The 21,948-nt window shown below is 45.5% G+C and carries 16 protein-coding genes; 5 read left to right on the forward strand and 11 right to left on the reverse strand.

The features are described 5' to 3' along the window. Window positions 1-407: 407 nt before the first annotated feature. From BIY37_RS09210 to BIY37_RS09250, 10 genes are all read right to left on the reverse strand, one after another. On the reverse strand, window positions 408-734 hold the full coding sequence (locus BIY37_RS09210) for a DMT family transporter (RefSeq protein WP_070067552.1): 327 nt from the start codon (window positions 732-734) through the stop codon (window positions 408-410). Between the two features lie 184 nt (window positions 735-918). Further along, entirely contained in the window at window positions 919-2,085 is a 1,167-nt protein-coding gene (locus BIY37_RS09215) for an ABC transporter permease (protein ID WP_070067553.1), read from the reverse strand. Further along, entirely contained in the window at window positions 2,086-3,243 is a 1,158-nt protein-coding gene (locus BIY37_RS09220; protein WP_070067554.1) for an ABC transporter permease, read from the reverse strand. It lies immediately after the preceding gene. Next, window positions 3,218-3,919, reverse strand: a complete 702-nt coding sequence (locus BIY37_RS09225; protein ID WP_179129353.1) for an ABC transporter ATP-binding protein — start codon at window positions 3,917-3,919, stop codon at window positions 3,218-3,220. The genes BIY37_RS09220 and BIY37_RS09225 overlap by 26 nt, the downstream gene beginning before the upstream one ends. Next, the gene (locus BIY37_RS09230; protein ID WP_070067556.1) at window positions 3,919-5,139 is read right to left on the reverse strand and encodes an efflux RND transporter periplasmic adaptor subunit; all 1,221 of its coding nucleotides are present in this window, start codon (window positions 5,137-5,139) and stop codon (window positions 3,919-3,921) included. The genes BIY37_RS09225 and BIY37_RS09230 overlap by 1 nt, the downstream gene beginning before the upstream one ends. Window positions 5,140-5,143: 4 nt before the next feature. Continuing rightward, a complete protein-coding gene (locus BIY37_RS09235; RefSeq protein WP_070067557.1) occupies window positions 5,144-6,256 on the reverse strand; it encodes a lysylphosphatidylglycerol synthase transmembrane domain-containing protein in 1,113 nt (370 codons plus the stop codon). Window positions 6,257-6,288: 32 nt separating this feature from the next. Further along, a complete protein-coding gene (uvrA, locus tag BIY37_RS09240; protein ID WP_070067558.1) occupies window positions 6,289-9,117 on the reverse strand; it encodes an excinuclease ABC subunit UvrA in 2,829 nt (942 codons plus the stop codon). Between the two features lie 240 nt (window positions 9,118-9,357). After that, window positions 9,358-9,534 carry a hypothetical protein gene (locus tag BIY37_RS13505; RefSeq protein ID WP_179129354.1) on the reverse strand — a complete coding sequence of 59 codons (177 nt, stop codon included), beginning with the start codon at window positions 9,532-9,534 and terminating at the stop codon, window positions 9,358-9,360. A 122-nt stretch (window positions 9,535-9,656) separates the two neighbouring features. After that, window positions 9,657-11,804, reverse strand: coding sequence for a glycine--tRNA ligase subunit beta (glyS, locus tag BIY37_RS09245; protein WP_070067559.1), 2,148 nt, complete (start codon window positions 11,802-11,804; stop codon window positions 9,657-9,659). Between the two features lies 1 nt (window position 11,805). Beyond that, window positions 11,806-13,104 carry a nucleotide sugar dehydrogenase gene (locus BIY37_RS09250; protein WP_070067560.1) on the reverse strand — a complete coding sequence of 433 codons (1,299 nt, stop codon included), beginning with the start codon at window positions 13,102-13,104 and terminating at the stop codon, window positions 11,806-11,808. A 243-nt stretch (window positions 13,105-13,347) separates the two neighbouring features. On the opposite strand from BIY37_RS09250, the gene BIY37_RS09255 reads away from it, so the two are divergent. The 5 genes from BIY37_RS09255 to BIY37_RS13510 all read left to right on the forward strand — a co-directional run bounded on the left by BIY37_RS09255 (window position 13,348) and on the right by BIY37_RS13510 (window position 20,607). Continuing rightward, the gene (locus BIY37_RS09255) at window positions 13,348-14,292 is read left to right on the forward strand and encodes a 3'-5' exoribonuclease YhaM family protein (protein ID WP_070067566.1); all 945 of its coding nucleotides are present in this window, start codon (window positions 13,348-13,350) and stop codon (window positions 14,290-14,292) included. Window positions 14,293-14,442: 150 nt separating this feature from the next. Then, on the forward strand, window positions 14,443-16,635 hold the full coding sequence (gene rnr / locus BIY37_RS09260) for a ribonuclease R (protein WP_070067561.1): 2,193 nt from the start codon (window positions 14,443-14,445) through the stop codon (window positions 16,633-16,635). Between the two features lie 221 nt (window positions 16,636-16,856). Next, the gene (locus BIY37_RS09265; protein WP_070067562.1) at window positions 16,857-20,060 is read left to right on the forward strand and encodes an Eco57I restriction-modification methylase domain-containing protein; all 3,204 of its coding nucleotides are present in this window, start codon (window positions 16,857-16,859) and stop codon (window positions 20,058-20,060) included. Then, complete coding sequence (locus tag BIY37_RS09270; protein ID WP_070067563.1) at window positions 20,057-20,251, forward strand: hypothetical protein; 195 nt, start codon at window positions 20,057-20,059, stop codon at window positions 20,249-20,251. The genes BIY37_RS09265 and BIY37_RS09270 overlap by 4 nt, the downstream gene beginning before the upstream one ends. 200 nt (window positions 20,252-20,451) lie before the next feature. Beyond that, window positions 20,452-20,607, forward strand: a complete 156-nt coding sequence (locus tag BIY37_RS13510; protein ID WP_179129355.1) for a hypothetical protein — start codon at window positions 20,452-20,454, stop codon at window positions 20,605-20,607. Window positions 20,608-20,926: 319 nt separating this feature from the next. On the opposite strand, the gene BIY37_RS09280 is transcribed toward BIY37_RS13510, so the two are convergent. Beyond that, the gene (locus tag BIY37_RS09280; protein WP_070067565.1) at window positions 20,927-21,682 is read right to left on the reverse strand and encodes a YggS family pyridoxal phosphate-dependent enzyme; all 756 of its coding nucleotides are present in this window, start codon (window positions 21,680-21,682) and stop codon (window positions 20,927-20,929) included. Window positions 21,683-21,948: the final 266 nt, after the last annotated feature.

Raw genomic sequence — 21,948 nt, forward strand, 5'->3', positions numbered from 1 at the left:
TCCCTTCGGGATTACAGAATCAATATTTTGTTCACTCATAGGGTTTGTGAGCGAATGTACGCTGAATAGTTACAAATTTATTTTGTTAAACGCAATAGGTGTGTAACGGGTAAAAATCATTTTTTCAATAAAGGTCAAATTTTATGATACAAATTCTTTAAGACAATTTTTGAATTGTTCGTCACGAAATTGACGGTATTTGAAAGAGGTGAAGATTTATGTGTATTTTGCCAGGTGTCGTCATAACGGTTCCGCTGATCGAAATACAAGCTTTTGCCGATAATTTTCCGGTCGTTTCCGGCCGTAGGCCCGATGATAAAGAAATGCGTTCGGTTACTAAATCAAGTGCGAAACCTAACGCCAACAATGCCATATACAGAAACATTGGGTTTCGTTCCTCAGCCAAACTACTGTTGAATTCCATCGCTCAGACGCAACCCTAACACGCCAAGTACAATCAGTCCAATCGAAAGTATCTTTACAGCGCTTAACGGCTCTCGAAACCATAAAATACCCACCGTTGCAATGAGGGTCGTTCCCAGCCCTGACCATATTGCATAAGCAACGCTTATGTCAATCTTTTTGAGGGCAAAAGATAATAACGTCAGGCTGAATCCATAGAAGATAAAGAGCAGTACGGATGGTACTATCTTTGTGAAACCCTGGGATAATTTCAAGCACATCGTGCCTGAGACCTCTAAAAGTATGGATAAGATCAGAAATAACCAATACATGGAATGCCTCCTTTTCGTTTAACAAAATTTGTAAAATTCTGCAGGTCGGGCAGAAGGGGAGCGAAACCCAACGCTGGCAATGTCATTTATGGAAACGTTGGATTTTGTTCCTCAACCCAACCTCACGCGGATCTCAATATAATAATCTTCAGTATATGAGGTTGTTGATGATGCTGTGCACATATTAACCCGCACGAAGTGCGTCCACGATATTCATGCGCGAAGACCTGGCTGCGGGGAGGACACCACCGAGAAAGCCCATGATAAGGGAGAAAGCCAGGGACTTATAGATAATACCGAAGGTGAGAGAAAAGGTAAAGGCGAGTTCGGAAAAGGTCTGAAAGTTCATGGTAGAAATGGTAAGCAGTTGCAGAAATGATGCACAAAACAGCCCGGCGCAGCCCCCCAGAAAACCGAGGATGAGCGATTCCATGAGAAAAGCCCCCAAGATGTTTACTCTTTGAAACCCCAGGGCGCGCAGTGTTCCGATTTCATTCGTTCGGTTTGCTACTGCAGAATACATGGTAACCATGGCGCCAATAATCGCGCCCAGTGAAAAGATAATCGTGAGCGACAACCCCATGATTCGCAGGAATTTTGCCATCATTTTTGATTGCTCTTCATAGTAAATGATTTCCCGTTTTGCCTCCACCGTAAGCCTTGGGTCTCTTTCAATACGCGCTTTGAATTTTGTAAATGCCGAAGGATCGCTCAGTTGAAAGAGAACGGATGAATACACGGGACGCCGGAATGCCTGCATAAGCTGGTCGACATCACCCCATATCTCTGAACCGAAACCCGTATTCCCCGCATCAAATATCCCGACCACCATCCAGTCCCTCATGCCAAAACGGAGTGTTTCTCCCATGCCTCCTCCTTTAAACCTTTTTGCAATACTTTGACCTGCAATAATCTCGGACGAACCTGGCTTAGGCATATGCCCCTCGGCGAGTTGTACCTGCGGGCGCAAAGAGAGAGAGCTTTCGGAAATTCCTCTGATAACCACGTTTGATGGTTTATTGCTTCCCCGCTTCGGAAGGCTGATAAGCACTACCAGCTCTTTTGACAGTAACCTCTGGCCGTTTGTCCCGCAGGCAATCTCCGGCTGGGTTTCTATAACGGATGCCTGATGCCGGTCAATACCACTCTGCACTTCTGAGGTCGCTGCCTTGCGGACGACCAACACGTTATTATAGGAACCGGTATTCACGAGGGTCTTCCTCAACCCCTCGGCAAGCATTAAGATCGATGCAAAAACGAATACCACCAGGGCCATACCGGATGCTGTAAGTATGGTAGTGAGCCGGCGGGTCAGGAGGTTGCGGAAACTGTATAAAAAAGGAATCTTCATCTAGCCAATCCTCCTCAAGCCATCAGCGATACGGATTCTTATTGCTTGCCAGGTCGGGATAGTTGCTGCCACCACACCCACGAAAAAGGCAGCAACCATATCGAGACAGAGGGTTGCCATGGTGACATGAAACACCGGGAGGAAAGCTCCCATGGTATTGCCAAAGACTCTTGCTATTGGAAAAGTGCATAAAATACCGACGGCACAGCCAATCGTGGCGATAAACAGGGACTCTCCGAATATGAGCGCAGCAATATACCACCCTCCAAATCCCAGAGTTTTCAATATGGCATATTCCCCGATGCGCTCGCGGGCAGTCATCGCCATAGTGTTAGAGAGCACGATCATGATGATGATAATGACCACAAAGGAGACCACTTGTATGGCAACAACAATTGCCTCAGTCATGGAAACAAAACTCAACTGGAAGGCCTTTTCTGTCTCGGTCAGGGTCTCTGCGAGTGAATTTTTAAAGGTGGTATCGATAGCTATTGCCACCTCCTCAGCCAGATCAGGACGGGTTATGCCAATCAGATAAAAACCCGTTTGGTCTGCCCGCAGCGGCAAGATTTTTTTCAGGGTTTCGTTGAGGTAGTCCCAATGGAAAAAAAACTGGGTTTCATCGGTGCTTTTGTCTCTGCCCCGGTAGATCCCGCGCAGGACAAACTCCCAGTTACCCGGGAAAATCGTTCCTTTCAGGATTATGGTATCACCAAGTTCCCAGCCATATTTTGTTGCCAGTTTCTCTCCGGCAATTGCGGCCTTCCGATCTCGCAGAAAAGCAACTGACTGATCGGGCGGCAGCACGTATTCGGGATACAACTCCAGGTAACTTTTCGGTTCCACTGCGAAGTTAGCAAAAAAGTTTTTTTCATCGATATAAATACCGCCAAACCAGTTTCCGTACGATACGAACTGCACTCCGGATATCTGGCGCATCTTTTCCTTATACGAAATAGGGAGCGGAAAAACCAGCGATATGGAATTTCTGCTCACGAGGCGGTTCACCGAAGAGGCCTCGACTCCCGCATACCACGCACTCACCACAGTTCTCAGAAGCCCAAAGGCAAGGATAACGATGGCAATACCGAGGATGGTCAATGATGTCCGGAGGGTATGACGAAAGGTGTTTTTAAAGATGAGTCTGAGGAGATGCATTGAGAATGCCCTTTTCCAGGTGTCTTATGATACGGGCTTTTTCTGCCGCATGGGGGTCATGGGTGACCATGATAATGGTCTTGCCAAGATCGGCATTCAGGCGTACCATTAATTCCAGGATCTCTTTCGCCGAAACCCGGTCCAGGTCGCCGGTAGGCTCATCTGCTACAAGAATCGCCGGATCGGTTACAATAGCCCGGGCTATGGCCACGCGTTGCTGTTGTCCGCCGGAAAGCTGACTGGGATAATGACTCATTCGATCGGAAAGATTAACGATCCGGAGCGCTGCCTCCACATGTTCCCTCCGCTCTTTCCGGGAAAGGTAAGTTAGCAGCAGGGGTAACTCAACATTCTCAAAGGCGGTGAGTACCGGAATCAGGTTGTAAAACTGGAAGATAAAACCAACATTGGCGGCACGCCACTGGGCAAGTTCTGTTTCTGATAATACGGTAATATTGACATTTCCTACCGCAATAATGCCGCTATCAGGCTTGTCGATGCCGGCAATCAGGTTTAACAAGGTGCTCTTTCCGGAACCCGAAGGACCCATTAACGCCAGAAACTCGCCGTCCTCGATGTCAAAGGTAATATTTTCCAATACCGGTATCCTCTGGCCTGCTCTGTAATAAGATTTACTTAAATTTTTTATCTCAACAAGAGGCGCTTTCTGTTCCATTATCTTTCTATGGCCCTGATCTTTGAACCGTCTTTCAATTTATTTACCGGTTTAACGGCCACCTTGTCGCCTTGCTTTATTCCGCTAATGACTTCTATCATATCGCCGATCGTAGTTCCCAGATTAACGGAGGTTAGTACAACGCAGTTGTCTTTTACGAGAAAGACGAAATGCTTCCCGTTTCTGGTTACAATTGCATTTGGATTGATGACCGTCAGGGGTTTTTGCTCTTCCTTTTCGATTGGTCGGGAGAGAAAGGCAACCTTTGCACTCATTTCAGGCAGGATACGGCTGTCTTTTTCGAGAAAACGAACTTTGACCATCACGGTTGCCTTGCTCCGGTCTGCTGTCGGTACGATCATGTGCACCTCTCCGCGGAAGCGGGACTCAGGCAAGGCGTCGAGTTGTATCTCGCAGGGCTGAGCAACCTTTACCATTTCCAGATTTGATTCGGAAACATCGGCCTCCACCTGGAGCGAGTTCATATCGGCAATTGTGACAACCGCCGCTTTCGCATTGGCAGCCGCTCCAATGGGGGTAACGATATCGCCGATATCGGCATTTTTGGTTAAAACCACGGCGTCGAAGGGCGCCCGGATCAGGGTATATTCCAATGAAACTCTGGCTACCTGAAGCGCTGCAGTATCGGCTTTGATGAAAGCCTTTGCTCCGGCAACAGCAGCCTTTGCCTTCTGGTAGCGAGCCACGGCGGCATCGTATTCAGCAGGTGTTGCAATTCCCTTTGCCAGTAAATCTTTTGTGCGGCGGAAAGAAACCGTTGCATCGTAAAGTTCTGCCTTTGCCTGCTGAAGGTTGAAGCGCGCTACATTCAGTGCTGCAACCGCCTGATTCCGCAAAGCAAGGACATCCTCATTTTCGAGGCGCGCAACGATCTCGCCTTTTTTTATTTTGCTTCCTTCCTCAACGTTGAGTGCAACAATGCGTCCGGTGATTTTGGAAGCTACCGAGGCTTTGCGCTGGGCTACCACATAGCCACTGGCATTTAACAGGGTAAGGGTCTGAGACGGGTACGTTCTGACAACGCTGGCAACTTCAACATGGACAGCCGGTGTCAGGAAGCCGCAAAGGTAAAGGAATACCATGGCGGAAACAATGAACCCTATTACGGCAATGCGATAGTTCAGTTTTCGGCGCCGTACCGGGCGAATGCCCTTTACCGACTTATCAATTGTTAATTTGAGAAGATCTTCCTCTGACATCGATTTACTTAATGTCTCGTGTTACCCCCTCCAGCTCTTCCAGCGTTCCTTCGGCGATTTCTTCTTCCAGCTTCATGACTTCATGGAAGGCGATGCCTTCCCGCCAGAGGAAGAGGAAACCTATGATCGTAGAAGGGAGTATGCTGATAGCCCACAAGACAATGGCATAACTTTGGGCAGCCGTGGTTTCTATTCCAAAAATATGCAACGATTTTAGTACGGCGATATGAAAGACGCCAATATATCCGGGCGCCTGGGGCAGGGCAACTGCCAGCGCCAGACAAACAGCGACAAGGCATCCTCCAACGAAGGGGAGATGCATGTGAAAGGCAAACCCGAGGAGATATATTTCTGCTCCTCCAAGAACCCAGATGAAGAGAGAGAGGGTTAGTATCCATACCGCCTGTGTTTTGTCTTCCAGAATTTTCAGGCCGTAAACAAAGGATTCGTACAGTCTCAAAATCTTATCTCGAAGATTATGCGGAAAAAAGGTGCAGAGTTTTGAGAGTATTTCCTTGAAGAAATCGGGTTTAAGGACGACGAAGAAAAGCGAGGCAATGGTAAAGATACCGACCGCAGCAAACACCTCGGTCCATTTTTTCAGGGAAGGAATAATTGATTCATTGATAGCGCTTACCTGACGTGCAGAAATGTGCGCAAGGGTATCATGATGAGAAGCAGAGGGGTGTGGCAGCAGGATGATAACGACTACGGTAAATATAATGAGACCCAGCATATCAAAAATCCGCTCGACGATTACCGTGGCGAAGGATGTTGAAAATTTTATATCCTCTTTTTTCGTAAGGAGAAACGGTCTCAAAATTTCTCCTGCCCGGGCGGGAAATATGTTATTTGCCATAAAGCCGATGCAGGTAACCGACAACAAGTTCATCACGGAAGTTAATTTAATATGTGACAGTAATATGCGCCAACGGATTGCCCTCACCACATAAACGGCCAGAGTTAAGATAATCGTTGGGATGATAAACCAGTAGTTTGCATCTTGTAAGGCATTTTTCAGAAGCGTCCATTCAATGTTTCTGATAAATAACCAAGTACAAACAACGCTGATGATAATGCCGATAATCAACAGAAATTTATTTTTATTAAATTTCATGGTAATCTTTCATTCCATGGTAAACTGAATACTCAGGAAAGGTACGGTTTCAGGTATCTCCCCGTGTGACTCGTTTTTATGAGCGATATCTCTTCCGGTGTGCCGCAACCAACGATATATCCTCCCGCACTGCCAGCTTCAGGACCAAGGTCAATGACATAATCGGCTGATTTAATGACATCGAGGTTATGTTCTACTACGATTAAGGAATGCCCGGCTTGAATCAATCCCTGAAAACAAACGAGCAATTTCTGAACATCGTCCATATGCAATCCGATCGTTGGTTCATCAAAGATGAAAAGCATTGCGTCGGGATTTTCCTGGGCCATGTAAGTAGCAATCTTTAGTCGCTGAGCCTCTCCGCCTGACAAGGTCGTAGCCGGCTGTCCTAACCTTAAATAGCCTAATCCGGTATCCTGAAGAAATTTTAACCCCTTCGTGATACGGGGAGAATCATAGAAGAAAATGAAGGCTTCATTCACAGTCATTTCGAGGATCTCGTGGATATTTTTATTTTTATATTTTGTGTCGAGTACCTTTTTTATGAACCGTTTCCCGTCACATTTGTCGCACGTTACATAAATGTCTGCAAGAAACTGCATGTCAACCCTGATGGTGCCGGCGCCTTCGCAGTGTTCGCATCTTCCGCCTGCTACGTTGAAAGAAAAGGAGCTCGTGTTCAGATTTCGTATTTTTGCATCCCGAGACGATGCAAAAAGTTTCCGGATTTCATCAAATATTTTTACATACGTAATGGGGTTGGAACGAGGGGTGCGTCCTATGGGTGATTGATCAACAAGAATAACATCGTTAATAAATTGTGTTCCTTTAATGCCGTCATGTTTCCCTATAAACCCCGTAAATCCTTCCCGCTTTTTTTTGATCGCCCCATACAGGGTGTCCTGGATGAGGGTGCTTTTTCCTGATCCTGAAACTCCCGTTACACAAACCATCATATTCAGGGGAAAGGTGACATCGATATTCTTCAGGTTGTTTTGTGAGGCGCCCTTTAAAACAAGAGCCCTGTTGCCAACCATCCTCCGGCGAGATGGTGTTTTAATGGCCTTATTGCCTTTTAAATACTGGCCTGTGAGTGAACCATTATGGGCGGACAAATTTTTAAATGGGCCATGAAAAACAACCACGCCGCCATTTTCACCAGCGCCCGGACCAAGGTCAATAATCTCATCTGCCGCTTTGATAACCTCCCGGTCGTGCTCCACGACAACAACCGTATTTCCGATATCCCGCAATCGCTCCAGTATCTGGATTAACCGGTCGGTATCTCTTGAATGAAGACCAATGCTGGGTTCGTCCAGGATATAGAGGGTGTTTACCAGTGAAGAACCAAGAGACGTTGTAAGATTGACCCTTTGGGCTTCACCTCCGGAAAGCGTCCGGGTCATACGGTCAAGGTTAAGATACCCCAGGCCTACTTTAATCAGATAATCCAACCGCTTTTGTACTTCCTGCAACAGCATATGGGCGATTATTTTTTCATATTCCGTAAGCTGAAGCTCCCTGAAGAATTGACACGCCTCATCGATAGTCATGGCGCAAATGTCTGCTATATTTTTATGGTTTACGGTAACATTCAGCGCCTGTCCCTGTAAGCGTTTCCCGTTGCAAGCGGGACATAAGGTATATCCCCGGTATTTGCTTAAAAATACGCGAACATGCATTTTATATTTTCGCTGTTCTAGCCATGCAAAAAAATCGCGAATGCCACAGAATTCTTTTGTTCCTTCCCAAATCAAATGAATCTGCTCTTTTGTCAACTTGTGGAAGGGAGCATCCAGGGGGATATGATATTTGGAAGCCGCTTTCTCCAGCGCCTCATACAGGGATCTGTATGTGGGTGTATTCCAGGGGGCTATTGCCCCTTCACGTAGGGTTTTTTCCTTGTTCGGGATGACACTATCTATATCAATTTCAATCGTGTATCCAAAACCCTGGCATTTGGGGCAGGCGCCAATGGGATTGTTAAACGAAAATAACCCTGGAACAGGTTCCGGATATTCGAGGGCGCAATAACTACACAGAAATTGCTTGCTGTATTTAAGCTCAATCCAAGGCGAGCCCTGAATAGTCATTGGAATTCCCGGTACCGGGATACCTGAGTGCAGGGTGGGATTCTGGAGACTGAGAAAAATGCTTAAATGCCCCGAACCAAGACGATACGCGGTTTCCAGCGCATCTGTAAGACGCTCCTTAATTACGTCTTTCACCGTCAGGCGATCGATGATTCCATAAACAGATTTTGCATTTCTGATATCCCAGTCTGGTGTCGTGGCAGTGATATCAATAAGAGAATTATCCGCAAGAATCCTCACCAATCCCCGCTCTTTCAGGAGATCAACCTGGGATTGTCCAGACACCTTCTGGCTGACCGTAATCGGGAAAGCAACCTGAAACCGGGTGCCTTCCGGTAATGATAATATGGTTTCAACGATGTGAGAAATGCTGTCGATCTGAACGTGCCGCTTGCAGTTGGTGCAATATGTCTTGCCAATCCGTGCAAATAACAGTCTCAGGTAATCATTGATTTCCGTAGCGGTGCCAACGGTTGAGCGCCGGTTTTTAACCGGATTTTTCTGCTGGATGGCTATTGCCGGAGGAATCCCTTCTATGTGATCGATATCGGGCTTATCCATCCTTTCCAGGAATTGACGTGCGTAGGCAGAAAATGATTCCACATACCTTCTTTGCCCTTCAGCAAAGAGTGTGTCAAATGCAAGGCTGGATTTGCCGGAGCCACTCACACCGGTAATTACTACAAATTTTTTATGGGGGATTTCAATGTTGATATTTTTTAAATTATTTACCCGTATGCCACGGGCAATAATCGATTTTTTTATCATGATAAAAGCCTATATTCTGGTAAAGAGACTTGGCGACAGTTGGCTGCAGGCGGAACAAATGCCTTCAATCTCTGTGCGTATCGTGTGTGATCACTAACGTTGCAGGCGATCGAAGGTATGCTCCTGAAGCGTTTAACCGGCATCTTTTTTACGGGAAAGTTGAAGGATTTCGTGGCAGTGATAGCATCCTTTTAAAGACACCACCGTATCTTTCTCGTAACCATTACTGACAGTTTTCGCCTATTTCTTGCGATACACGTTCAGACCGATCTTTTCCTCACGATTGGGAATGGTAACGTTCCCTTCCGTTGATGCTACAATAATGTTTTTGCCTGAAGAAGAGGGGCCGAACTCTTTTGACAGATCTATCTTTATGTTGAGGATGTTTCCTTCTACAGAGAATTCTACATTTTTCATATACGAAACCTCGATTTCTTAAAAAAAGCTATAAACAGGATTACCATAAATTTATTTCACAACAGGAAAATACCTATGTTCCACGCCCGTTACCTTTTCGTGAAGATTGGGAAGAATTATAGCTAACTCGCCTGGTTCTTGTTGCCGGACATCTCCATGTGAGAAAGATCCGCTATCTTTTCGGAGTATAATTCATTAATCGTCTTAACCAGCAGTAACCTGTTATTGCGAACGGATTCGTCCTCAACGTTCACGTATACCTTATCAAAAAAACTATGGACAGTTCTGGCGAAGACTTCATAGTAAGCGCGGCAGGCTTCTTCATATCTTTTTTCAGTCACATGGTTTTGAACCGTGTCTTTATTCTTTTTATAAATATCCCACAACTTTCGTTCTTCCGGCTCTGTAAAGAGATGTTCCTCTACCGACCCGATGCTGGTTGCTTTTTTACCGATATTAAACGTCCTTTCAACGACAGTGACCAGATCAGGCCACCAGCACTCTTTTGAAACACAGGACAATGCCTGTAACCTTTGAGAAAAATCATGAATGTCATTAAATCCTGCACCGGTATTTAAAACAGCATTTATAAGATCGTGGCGATGTCCCCGTTCTATGTTTATCTGAAATAATCTGTCCCGAAAAAAATCTTTGATGCCTTGCATGTGTTTGTCCTGTGCTGCCTGATGATGATTACGTTCCGGTTTTTTCAGAAACAGAGGGAGCAGGGAAAAAGCCCTGGAGAGCACCTCCTGAATTTCCAGAGTAAATTCACATTCTTCTATAATGCGGATAATACCATAGGCATGGCGTCGCAGGGAGTAAGGATCCTGCGAACCAGTCGGCGTTAACTGTAAGGCAAAACAACTGCATATCGTATCAAACTTATCAGCCAAGCCCACCACAGCTCCAATCTTTGATGCAGGAATGGTATCGGTGGCAAAGCGGGGCATATAATGTTCTGCTATCGCCGTGGCGATAGCGGGTTCTTCCCCGTCCCATTTAGCATATTCCCGTCCCATAATTCCCTGTAACGACGGGAATTCGCCTACCATCTGGGTGAGGAGGTCTGCCTTACACAGGAGTGCAGCGCGTTTTATCCGTGCATCGGCTTCTATCGGCAACTGATTCAGTGCAATTAATCGGTGTGACAGATATTCGGAGAGATTGACAATCCTGTCCGTCCTGTCACGATAATTTCCCAGCTTTTCAAGGAACGCAAGATTCTTCAGGTCGTCCACCCGCTTTTCCAGCGGGAGCTTTCTGTCTTCTTTCCAGAAAAATCTGGCGTCAGAGAGTCGCGCTTTCAGTACGCGTTCGTTTCCCTGAACAGCCGTTTGGGCATTAATTTCGTCACGGTTGACAACCGCTATAAATTTATTAGAAAGGTTCCCATCCCTTTTTTTGATGGGGAAGTATCGCTGGTGTTCCTTCATGGCTGTTTCAATAACATCGCCTGGGATATCCAGAAACTCTTCGTCAAAGCTGCATTCAACGGCATGGGGATACTCCACCAGATTGGTTACTTCATCCAGCAATTCTTCGTCATCCATGCTGGCGCTATGGGATGCCATAAGGTGCGTTATCTTCGCCCTCAGTGTCTCACGACGCTCGGTCATATCGGCGACAACCTTTTCCTGCCTGAGTAATTGCATGTATAAGTCCCAGTCTGCCCGAGAAATTTCAATTCTTTTGCCGGATAAGAAAGGATGCCCAAAGGCAAATTTGTCAGCCTTAATCCCGTTGATTTCCATAGGAACAACCTTATCACCAAAGAGTGCGAGGATCGAACGTATGGGACGGGCAAAGAACAAATTACTCCCTTTCCATTTCATGGATTTGGGGAATGAAATACCCTTTATGATTTCCGCAAGAATTTCTGGTAAAATATGCAGCGTCTCCTGCCCCTCTGCCTGTTTGATCGCAAAACAATATTCGCCTTTGGTCGTCTTTTTTATCTGAAGGTTATGTATATCAACACCCTGAGACTTGGCAAAACCCAGGCCTGCTTTTGTAGGATTTCCAGTCTTATCAAAGGCGATTGATGCAGCCGGTCCCTGGACTTCTTCCGTGACACTTTCCTGCCTTTGCGGCAGACCCCTCACAAATAGGGTTAATCTTCTGGGTGTACCCGTGCAATAAAGGGACTGCACCTCTAAGCGGTGTTTTTTTGCACGTTCTGTAAACAGCGCCTTCATCTGGTTGAGCGCAGGAGTAATGTAACTGGCGGGAATCTCTTCCGTGCCAATTTCAAAAAGCAGATCCGTCATGTTAGAGTCGCACGATATGTTTCTTGTTAATGCCTTTCAGGGCATTGCGGGTATCGACAATCAGTTTTGAGTTGGACACGATAAAATTATAATCAAGATTACTGTGGTCTGTTACAATTACAGAACAATCAACCTTGGATAAGACCTCTTTAGAAAGGGGTCTTGACTTGATGCTTAGTTTCTGGTAATGAATCTCGGGAATATACGGATCTGTGTACGTTATTTTGGCGCCCTTCGATCGCAAGATATTCATAATTTCGAGGGCAGGCGATTCCCGAAGATCATCCACGTCCTTTTTGTATGCAACGCCCAGGATATGGATATTGGAGCCCTTTACGCTTTTTTCTGCATCGTTTAAGGCATCCGTAATCTTTTCCACAACAAATTCAGGCATAGAGCTATTTATTTGATCAGCTAAGGCGATAAATCGCAATTCAAACCCGTTCTTTTTGGCAACCCAGGAGAGATACAGCGGGTCGATGGGGATACAATGTCCCCCCAGGCCAGGCCCAGGATAAAACGACATAAAACCAAAGGGCTTTGTCCTCGCGGCATCGATGACTTCCCATACATCGATACCAAGCCTTTCCGACATGATGGCAATTTCGTTAACCAGTGCAATGTTGACATTCCGGAAGGTATTTTCAAGGAGTTTTACCATCTCTGCCACCTTCGGAGACGAAACGGGTATGATCGCCTCAATAATATGGCCGTATAAACAACTCGCCAATTCCGTACATTGCTGGGTAACACCCCCAATCACCTTGGGAATGTTTTTTACGGAATACCGCTTGTTTCCAGGATCGATACGTTCCGGAGAAAAGGCAAGATAGAAGTCTTTACCAACCTCGAGATCCCCTTCTTCTAACATAGGCAATATCAGTTCCTCGGTTGTGCCCGGATACGTGGTGCTTTCTAAAACAAAGAGTTGGTCCTTGCGCATGTAGTTCTTCACTTCCCGACCCACATTGATAATATATGACATGTCCGGGTCTTTCGTCTTTGTCAATGGTGTTGGAACACAGATACTCATGGCATCGAGAGTCGATAAGGAGCTGACTTCATTGGTTACACTCAAGAGACCTTTTTCAATGAATTGAGCAATATCTTCACTTTTTACATCAATTACATACGAGATACCTTTATTAAGAGACTCGACACGCTCTTTGCTCTTATCGATTCCTGTTACACAATACCCGCTTCGGACAAATTCAAGCGCAAGGGGCAGTCCAACATAACCAAGTCCGATGACGCCTATTTTGGCCTTCTTGGTTTTAATTTTTTCCAGTAATTCACCCATATATTTATATGCCTGCAAACGGTATTGTTAAAAAAGAAATGATAGAAACATTTCAACAGATATTAATCAGTTGAGCATTTTATTGCAATAAAAAAATGCAGGATAACCACTTATACTCCTTGACATTATCTCGTTACTTACGTAAAATCCGTAAAAATATCCCTTCAGGTAATGATTACTCATAAAAGTTCCTGCGATCGGAAATCGGAAAAATGTTGGAAACCAGCGGATAATATTACAAAAATGCCCAGAAAATATATATCCAGTCTAAAAACCGGCGAGGTGATAGAAGAAGTATTTCTTGTACTGAAAAAGGAAGTCAAGGAAACAAGGGAAAAAAAGCCGTACCTCAACCTTCAACTGGCCGACAAATCCGGTTCTATCGAAGCACGGAAATGGGATGCAACACCCCAGCTTTGTGACAGCTTCAATAAGGATGCGTTCATAAAGATAAAAGGCGTAGTTGAGACCTTCAACAATACCCTGCAAATCCGAATTACCGAAATTTGTCCCATCTCAGAAGCGCAAGTACAGATGGGTGAATTCATACCTGCCACGGAAAAAGATGTTTCTGTAATGATGAACGAACTCAAACAGATTGTCAAAACGATTCAAGACCCCTATCTTTCAAAACTCTTAAACGCATTTTTTTCTGATGAATCTTTTTGTAAAGTATTTTCTACCGCACCAGCCGCTACGCAATATCACCATGCCTATTTAGGTGGATTATTGGAGCATATCCTTTCCGTTGCCAAACTGGCAATTAGTTTTTCAAATCAATATCCAACAATAAAAAAAGATCTGTTACTTACGGGCGTCATCTTTCACGATATCGGGAAAACTCGGGAACTGTCCTACGAACGCAGTTTTCAATATACCGATGAAGGACAACTTACCGGACACCTCATCTCGGGTGTCCTTATGGTCTATGAAAAGGCTCAAAAAATAGATGGGTTTCCGCCGGATTTACTCAATGTCCTTTTCCATCTCATTTTAAGCCACCACGGTGAGTACGAGTGGGGTTCTCCGGTAAAACCCGGTACGCCCGAGGCTATTGCCCTGCACCACCTGGATAATCTGGATGCAAAGGTGCATGCGGCAACAAAGGCAATAACCGAGCATAAAGATACCGCCAGCTCGTGGACGGAATATGTAAGGATGTTTGAACGGAGATTGTATAAAAAATAGGATATAGCAGAGAGACTCACCCCTTGCTATACCCTATCTGCCCGTTGGGTATAAAAGGCAACATCCTGGTATTTCGTAAGGTAGAACAGTCGCCATTTTTAAAAACGAAACCGGTACAAAGTTTTTTTCGCTGAATAGTTACAAATTACCATGATCAACCCTATAGAAACCCTCAGATTCATTCGTAGCAAACAATACAGCCCCATGACAGCCGCTGAATTGGCAGAGCATTTTGGCGTCAGTGATGCAGAATACCGCCAATTCTGTAACCTTTTGCAGGAGTTGGAATTTTCCGGTGAGATCGTAAAGATCAAGCAAAAACAGTACGCTGACCCGGAAAAGGTGCACTTGCTGGTGGGCACCATGGAATGCAATCCGCGGGGATTTGGCTTTGTTATCCCGGTCAAAGAAGGCGGAGGCGAAGATATTTATGTCAACGGAGAAGACATGGGTTCCGCTATGCATGGAGATCTCGTGGTGGTGCGGCTACCCACATCTGTTCAGATTCCAAAAAAATGGAAGGAAAGAGGACGAAGTCCAACAGGACAAATTGTTAACGTTTTAAAACGTGTGAATGAATTCGTCGTGGGCACCTTCGCAAAAGCAAAACGATTACGCTTCGTTGCCCCCGACAACCCCAGATTGTTCAGGGACATCTACGTTGCAGAAGAAGTTTCAAAGGGCGCACAACCCGGCGATAAGGTGGTCGTTCGAATCACCGTATGGCCATCCAGACATCTCAACCCGGAAGGGGAGGTCACAGAAGTCTTGGGAAAAGATGGAGACCCCAGGGTAGACCTCCGTTCGATTATCTATCAATTTAAACTTCCTCACACCTTTGGCCAAAGAGCGATAAAAGAGACAAAACAGGTGCCGCAGACGGTTTCTGAAAAAGAAACCCTGGGCAGGCTCGACCTGCGCGACAAACTCATCATTACCATTGATCCCGAAGATGCCAAAGATTTTGATGATGCGGTATCCCTCGAAAAGGATAAAAATGGAGATTGGTATCTTGGCGTACACATAGCAGATGTTTCATACTATGTAAAGCCTGATACAGCAATTGATAAAGAGTCACGGTATCGGGGTACCAGCGTCTACTTACCCGGTGAGGTTATTCCTATGCTGCCGGAAATGTTATCAAACAATATCTGCAGCCTGAGAGAAGGCGAAGATCGGCTCACCAAAAGTATTTTTATGACAATGGATCATAAAGGGTCTCTTGTCAAAACGGAGATCAGATATTCTGTTATTAACGTTACCAAACGGTTGACATACAAACAAGCTACCGCCATCCTCAATAATGAAATCGATAAAGATATACCTGATAAAGCGGTAGGCATGCTACGAAACATGGCACATCTTGCCGAATTGCTTTTTAAAAACCGGCTGGAGCGAGGCGCCCTGGAACTGGACCTCCCCGAAATTTCTCTAAAACTGGATGAGCACGGCTACATCAAGGATGTCGAAAAGGTTGAAAGGGATATCTCGCATAGATTAATAGAGGAATTTATGCTCCTGGCGAATGAAATGGTGGCAACTTTTATGTTTGAAAAAAAGATGCCGCTATTGTGTCGTATCCACCCGGAACCAGAGGAAGACAACATGTGGGAATTTGCAGAGTTTATCCGTGGACTGGAACATACCCGGATAGACCCTTTCAAAAGCAAACACCTGCAGTCATTACTCGACAAGATTCGCGGAAAGCCTGAGGCCTATACGGTAAATCTTGTACTCCTGAAATCGCTGAAACAGGCGGTCTATTCGGCTGGCGAAGGAAGACACTTTGCACTTGCGCTGGACCACTATACCCACTTTACCTCTCCTATCCGCCGCTACCCGGACCTGCTGGTCCATAGGATTTTAGATCAATATTTTTCAGGCGAGTTGTCGACGCCTTCCGTGCGCGATGCATGGATGAATTGTTTGCCCGAATGGGTAGGGCACTGCTCCATGACAGAACGCAGGGCTGATGAAGTGGAACGGGAAATTACCAAACTAAAACTACTTCGGCTCCTTGAGCATGAGACGGGAAAGATCTTTGACGGTGTCATTACCGGTGTCCAGGAATTCGGTTTCTTTGTCCAGCTAAATAAGTACCTGCTGGAAGGCCTTGTCCACATCCGTACCCTGGCAGATGACATCTATCAGGTAGACAAAAAAACCATGGCCATTGTTGGCACTCGTTGCAGGAAAATGTATCGGATTGGAGAGGTTGTGAAAGTAAAGATTTACAAGATCGACTTTCTAAAACGGGAAATTGATTTTATCCATTGTGACGAACGGGAGGAAAAAGGCAAAAAGAAAAATGCGAGGAAAATCGAAGGAGATGACTGGGAATGAGCTTTAATGAAAAATTGTTACAGATTCTGAGCCATTCGCTTTTTGTCACTCTGAGCGAAGCGAAGAATCTCGTTTTTGCTGGTTCCCAAACCCCGTTTCACGCAAAACAGGAATTTTGCATAAAATTGCGTTCCAAAACAAAGTTTAGGAACAAGCAGGATGTTTAAATGACAAGGAAACGCATTTGCAATTTGATATTGTCATTTTTCATTTAATTTTCTATGACTGTTCCTCAGGAAATTCTTGGGCTGATCGAACGATTCGACAACAATCGAGAGGCATATCGCTCCGGTACATACAATGAAACCCAGCTTCGGCGCGAGTTCATCGATCCGTTTTTTAAGATACTTGGCTGGGATGTTGACAATGAGAAGGGCTACGCCGAGGCTTACAAAGACGTAATCCACGAGGACTCCATCAAGGTTGGCGGTATGACCAAGGCCCCGGACTACTGCTTCCGCATCGGCGGTGTCCGTAAGTTTTTCGTGGAGGCGAAGAAGCCCGCTGTCAATCTCAAAGACGATGTCGACTCCGCATTTCAACTGCGCCGCTACGCATGGTCTGCCAAACTCCCGCTCAGCATCCTTACTGATTTTGAGGAGTTCGTCGTTTACGACTGCAGGGTAAAACCCGATAAGCTGGACAAACCTTCTACCGCCCGTATTCTCTATCTCAATTACACCAGCTATGCACAGCGGTGGGACGAGATCGCCTCCATCTTCTCACGCGATGCGGTACTCAAGGGCGCTTTTGATAAATATGCCGAAACGAGCAAGGCCAAAAGAGGCACCGCTGAGGTTGATACCGCCTTTCTAAAAGAAATTGAATCCTGGCGCGACATGCTTGCCCGCAACCTGGCGCTGCGCAACCCTGATATGACCCAGCACGACCTGAACTTCGCCATCCAGCGCACCATCGACCGCATCATCTTCCTGCGTATTTGTGAGGATCGCGGCATCGAAAAGTACGGTCGCCTCATGGCCTTGCAGAACGGAGACCGCGTGTATGCACGTCTCTGCGAAATATTTCATCGCGCCGATGAACGTTACAACTCCGGTTTGTTTCACTTCCAAAAGGAAAAGGGTCGCTCTGAATCGCCAGATACCCTCACGCTGAGCTTGGCCATCGACGACGGCGTACTCAAGGACATCATCAAAAACCTGTACTATCCCGATAGCCCGTATGAATTTTCTGTTCTTTCAGCCGATATCCTGGGTCAGGTCTACGAGCAATTCCTGGGCAAAGTAATCCGCCTTACGGCTGGCCATCGCGCGGTGGTAGAGGACAAGCCTGAGGTCAAGAAGGCAGGCGGGGTTTACTACACACCGACCTATATCGTTGACTATATCGTAAAGAACACGGTAGGTAAACTTCTTGAATGTGAAATACAAAGTGGAGAACGTGCGAAAATCCCCCTTAGCAAAGGGGGCAAGGGGGTTGTGAATTCCGAAATCCAAAACTTGGCCTCGACTCAGATTAGGGATCCGAAATCTAAAATCAGGAACGTTACTCCGAAGGCTGTTGCTAAAGTTCGCATCCTCGACCCTGCCTGCGGCTCCGGTTCTTTTCTCCTGGGCGCCTATAAATACCTGCTTGACTGGCATCGTGACTGGTACGTGGCCGACGGCCCTGAAAAATGGTCAACCGGTCGCTCACCGACGTTATACCAGGGAATGGGTGGTGACTGGCGGCTGATCACCGCAGAACGCAAGCGCATCCTGCTCAACAACATCTACGGCGTAGACATCGATCCACAGGCCGTGGAGGTAACCAAGCTGTCGCTCCTTTTGAAGGTGCTGGAAGGCGAGTCCGAGCAGACCATTGTAAAACAACTCAAACTGTTTCACGAACGTGCCCTGCCCGATCTCGGCAATAACATCAAATGCGGCAACTCGCTCATCGGGACTGATTTTTACAACCCCCTTAATCCCCCTTTGTTAAGGGGGAATCAGGATATCCCCCTTAGAAAAGGGGGCGAGGGGGTTGTAACCCATTTAGCGGGTAGTGGTGTTTTGTCAGACGAGGAACGCTACCGCATCAACCCCTTCGACTGGGCAAAGGAGTTCCCTGAGATCATGAAGAATGGCGGGTTTGATGTGGTAATCGGGAATCCACCGTATGTAAGGCAAGAAGGTTTAGGCGATCTGAAAGAATATCTCCAACGTAAATACACGGTATATCATGGGATGGCCGATCTCTATGCGTATTTTATTGAGAAGGGTGTTTCGTTGCTCAGGGATAAAGGGATTTTCGGTTATATAGTCTCAAACAAGTGGATGCGGGCTAATTATGGTGAGCCACTCAGAAAGTGGTTAATGCAGCAATGTATTGAACAAATTGTCGATTTCGGAGATTTGCCGGTATTCCAGCGGGCTACAACGTATCCCTGCATCCTCGTCATCGGGAAAGGCAAACCTTCGTCCACCTTTGTAGCGGCACAGGTAAAGACACTTGAATTTGAAAGTCTGGAAGGCTATGTAAAAGAAAACCGCCATTCTGTAAAATTATCCATCCTTGATGACACGGGCTGGTCGCTTGCAGACGAACGAAGCGCTGCGCTGCTTAACAAGCTGAAAAAGTCCGGAATTCCTTTAAAAGAATATGTAAAAGGTAAAATCTATAGAGGCGTTTTAACAGGACTCAATGAGGCATTTGTAATCGATGAAGAAACACGAAATAGGCTTGTTTCTGAAGACCCTAAGAGCAAAGAGATTATAAAGCCATTTCTGATTGGGCGGGATGTTAAACGCTATCAGCCGCCAACGAGCAAGCAATTCCTGATTTTTACCAGACGTGGGATCGAAATCCAAAAATATCCTCCCATAGAAAAATATTTAAGCCGGTATAAAGAACAGCTTATGCCAAAACCGAAGGACTGGAAAGGCAGTAATTGGAAAGGAAGAAAACCGGGATCCTATAAATGGTATGAAATTCAGGATGCAGTTGACTACTACGCCGAGTTTGAAAAACCGAAGATAATTATTCCGACCATTGTGCAAAGTGCCTCATATACAATTGACAATTTGGGTTTTTATTCGAATGACAAAACATCGGTTATTGCCACGGACGATTTATACCTGCTTGGAATATTGAATTCAAGGGTGACTGATTTCGTCATGCATTCAATTTCCTCTACAAAACAGGGAGGTTATTTTGAATATAAACCCATGTATTTTTCACAAGTTCCCATTCGGACAATCGACTCATCTAACCCATCGGACAAGTCGTACCATGATAGTACGGTTGCTCTTGTTAGACAGATGCTCGAACTCCACAAGCAATTAGCATCGGCAAAGACAGACCATGACAAGACCGTTATCCAGCGCCAGATCGACGCCACCGACCGCCAGATTGACCAGTTGGTGTATGAATTGTATGGGTTGACAGAAGATGAAATTAAAATAGTCGAGGAAAGTTCAGCATGAAACCTGTAAGACTATCTGCACATGCCTTGAGTTATACAACGAAACGTGGTTTTACCAGTGATGAAGTAGAAAAAGCCATACAGGATAGTTCGTGGGAACCAGCGGAATTGAGAAGACCTACGCGGGGTTTGCCCTACGCAGGTTCAAGTTTGCAACTTGAACCCATCAGTTTGATTCACCCGCCGGTTTGAATTCACTGGCGTTATCCGTTGATAAACTATGGGATTCAGGTTACAAACCTGAACCCGCAGTGGAGAAATAAATTTAGATTTATACGTATATAAACCATATCCGGAGAGACCTTTTAAAGAATATCATTGCTACAGAACCAAATGTTTTAAAGCTTTTCGAGATGGGAAATGGCAGATTTGAATTTTGGGAGAAGACGAATATGCCAAAAATGATTAAGGGCGAGTATTATTTAATTCAGAAAACAAATTATATTCATGCAAATCCGGTGAGGAAACAATATGTAAAAAGTCCTGAAGATTGGGTGTGGTCGTCTGCGAATGCTGAGGGTAAAATTAATATTGATTCAGTCATATAAAATATTCGGTTCAAGTTGCAAACTTGAATCCGCCATGGAATCCTATGGAAAATAAATACCTTGTGTCTGGCTAACCCGAACGAATCGGTTGAAAATTACTATTTGCATATTATGCTTATTTTGTATGCTGTGTCTGCAGGCACTTAAAACACAAAACTTTTCCGACTCATTCGGGTTAGGTGTTTGTATTCACAAAACACCTTGGAGAAATTACCATTTCTGGTCTAATTCTGTAACAAGGCTTCGCCCTGTCTGCAGGGTTTAGGTTAAATTCAAGTGCCTTAAAAAATTCGTCATTTGAATTTCTAACAACGTAATGTTAAAAGTTGGACGGCTTCGTCCGGTCTGCGTCGGTCTTCTCCGAAGGCCAGTAATAGGCGTCAGGGGTGGGACGGGCACCAAAGATGGCGGTACCAATGCGCACCATGTTTGCACCTTCTTCAATTGCAATCTGGTAATCACCCGACATGCCCATGGAAAGGTATTTCATCTGTACACGATCAATACCTTCTTTGATAATAGTATCGTGAATCTCCTTTAACACTTTAAAACACTTACGTATCTTTATGTCGTCCTTGGTAAAGAGGCCGATGGTCATGAGTCCGTGTATTTTCAAGGTATCATATTTGGAGATCTGTTTGACCAGGGAAATCGCCTCTTCCGGCGCAACGCCATATTTGCTTTCCTCATGAGAAGTGTTGACCTGCACCAAAATATCCAGGCAGCGGCCTTCGTGCTGCAGACGCTGGTCTAATTTCTCAGCCAGATGTAAGCGATCCACAGAATGGATCATATCTGCAAACTTCAGGACGTCCTTAACCTTATTCGTCTGCAGATGCCCGATAAAGTGCCATTCTACATTCTCACCCTGTAAGACCTCATATTTTTTTAGCGCCTCCTGCACCTTGTTTTCTCCGATAATATGTCCTCCCGCCAGGATGGCTTCACGGATTCGTTCCGGTGCTATCGTCTTAGTCGCCATAACCAGGGTTATATCCTCCGGCCTCTCGCCCGTTTTCATGGCAGCGCTGGCAATATTTTGTTTCACCTGTTCCAGGTTTTCTTTGATTGACATAGATGCTCCTGAAATAATACGGTAATCGTAACCGTTTCGTGTTATGAAAAAAATCCCAACAATGGCGACGTATTGCGGCATAAAGGAATAACGTATTACAATACACCTCTATACGGCTATTGAATCTATCGATGAACAATATCATATCTGTCACGAATAATCAAAAAATAAAGTTGAAAAAGCCTTCGGTTTTGTAACTATTCAGCGTACATTCGCTCACAAACCCTATGAGTGAACAAAATATTGATTCTGTAATCCCGAAGGGA

The organism is Candidatus Brocadia sapporoensis (assembly GCF_001753675.2).
Lineage (GTDB): Bacteria > Planctomycetota > Brocadiia > Brocadiales > Brocadiaceae > Brocadia > Brocadia sapporoensis.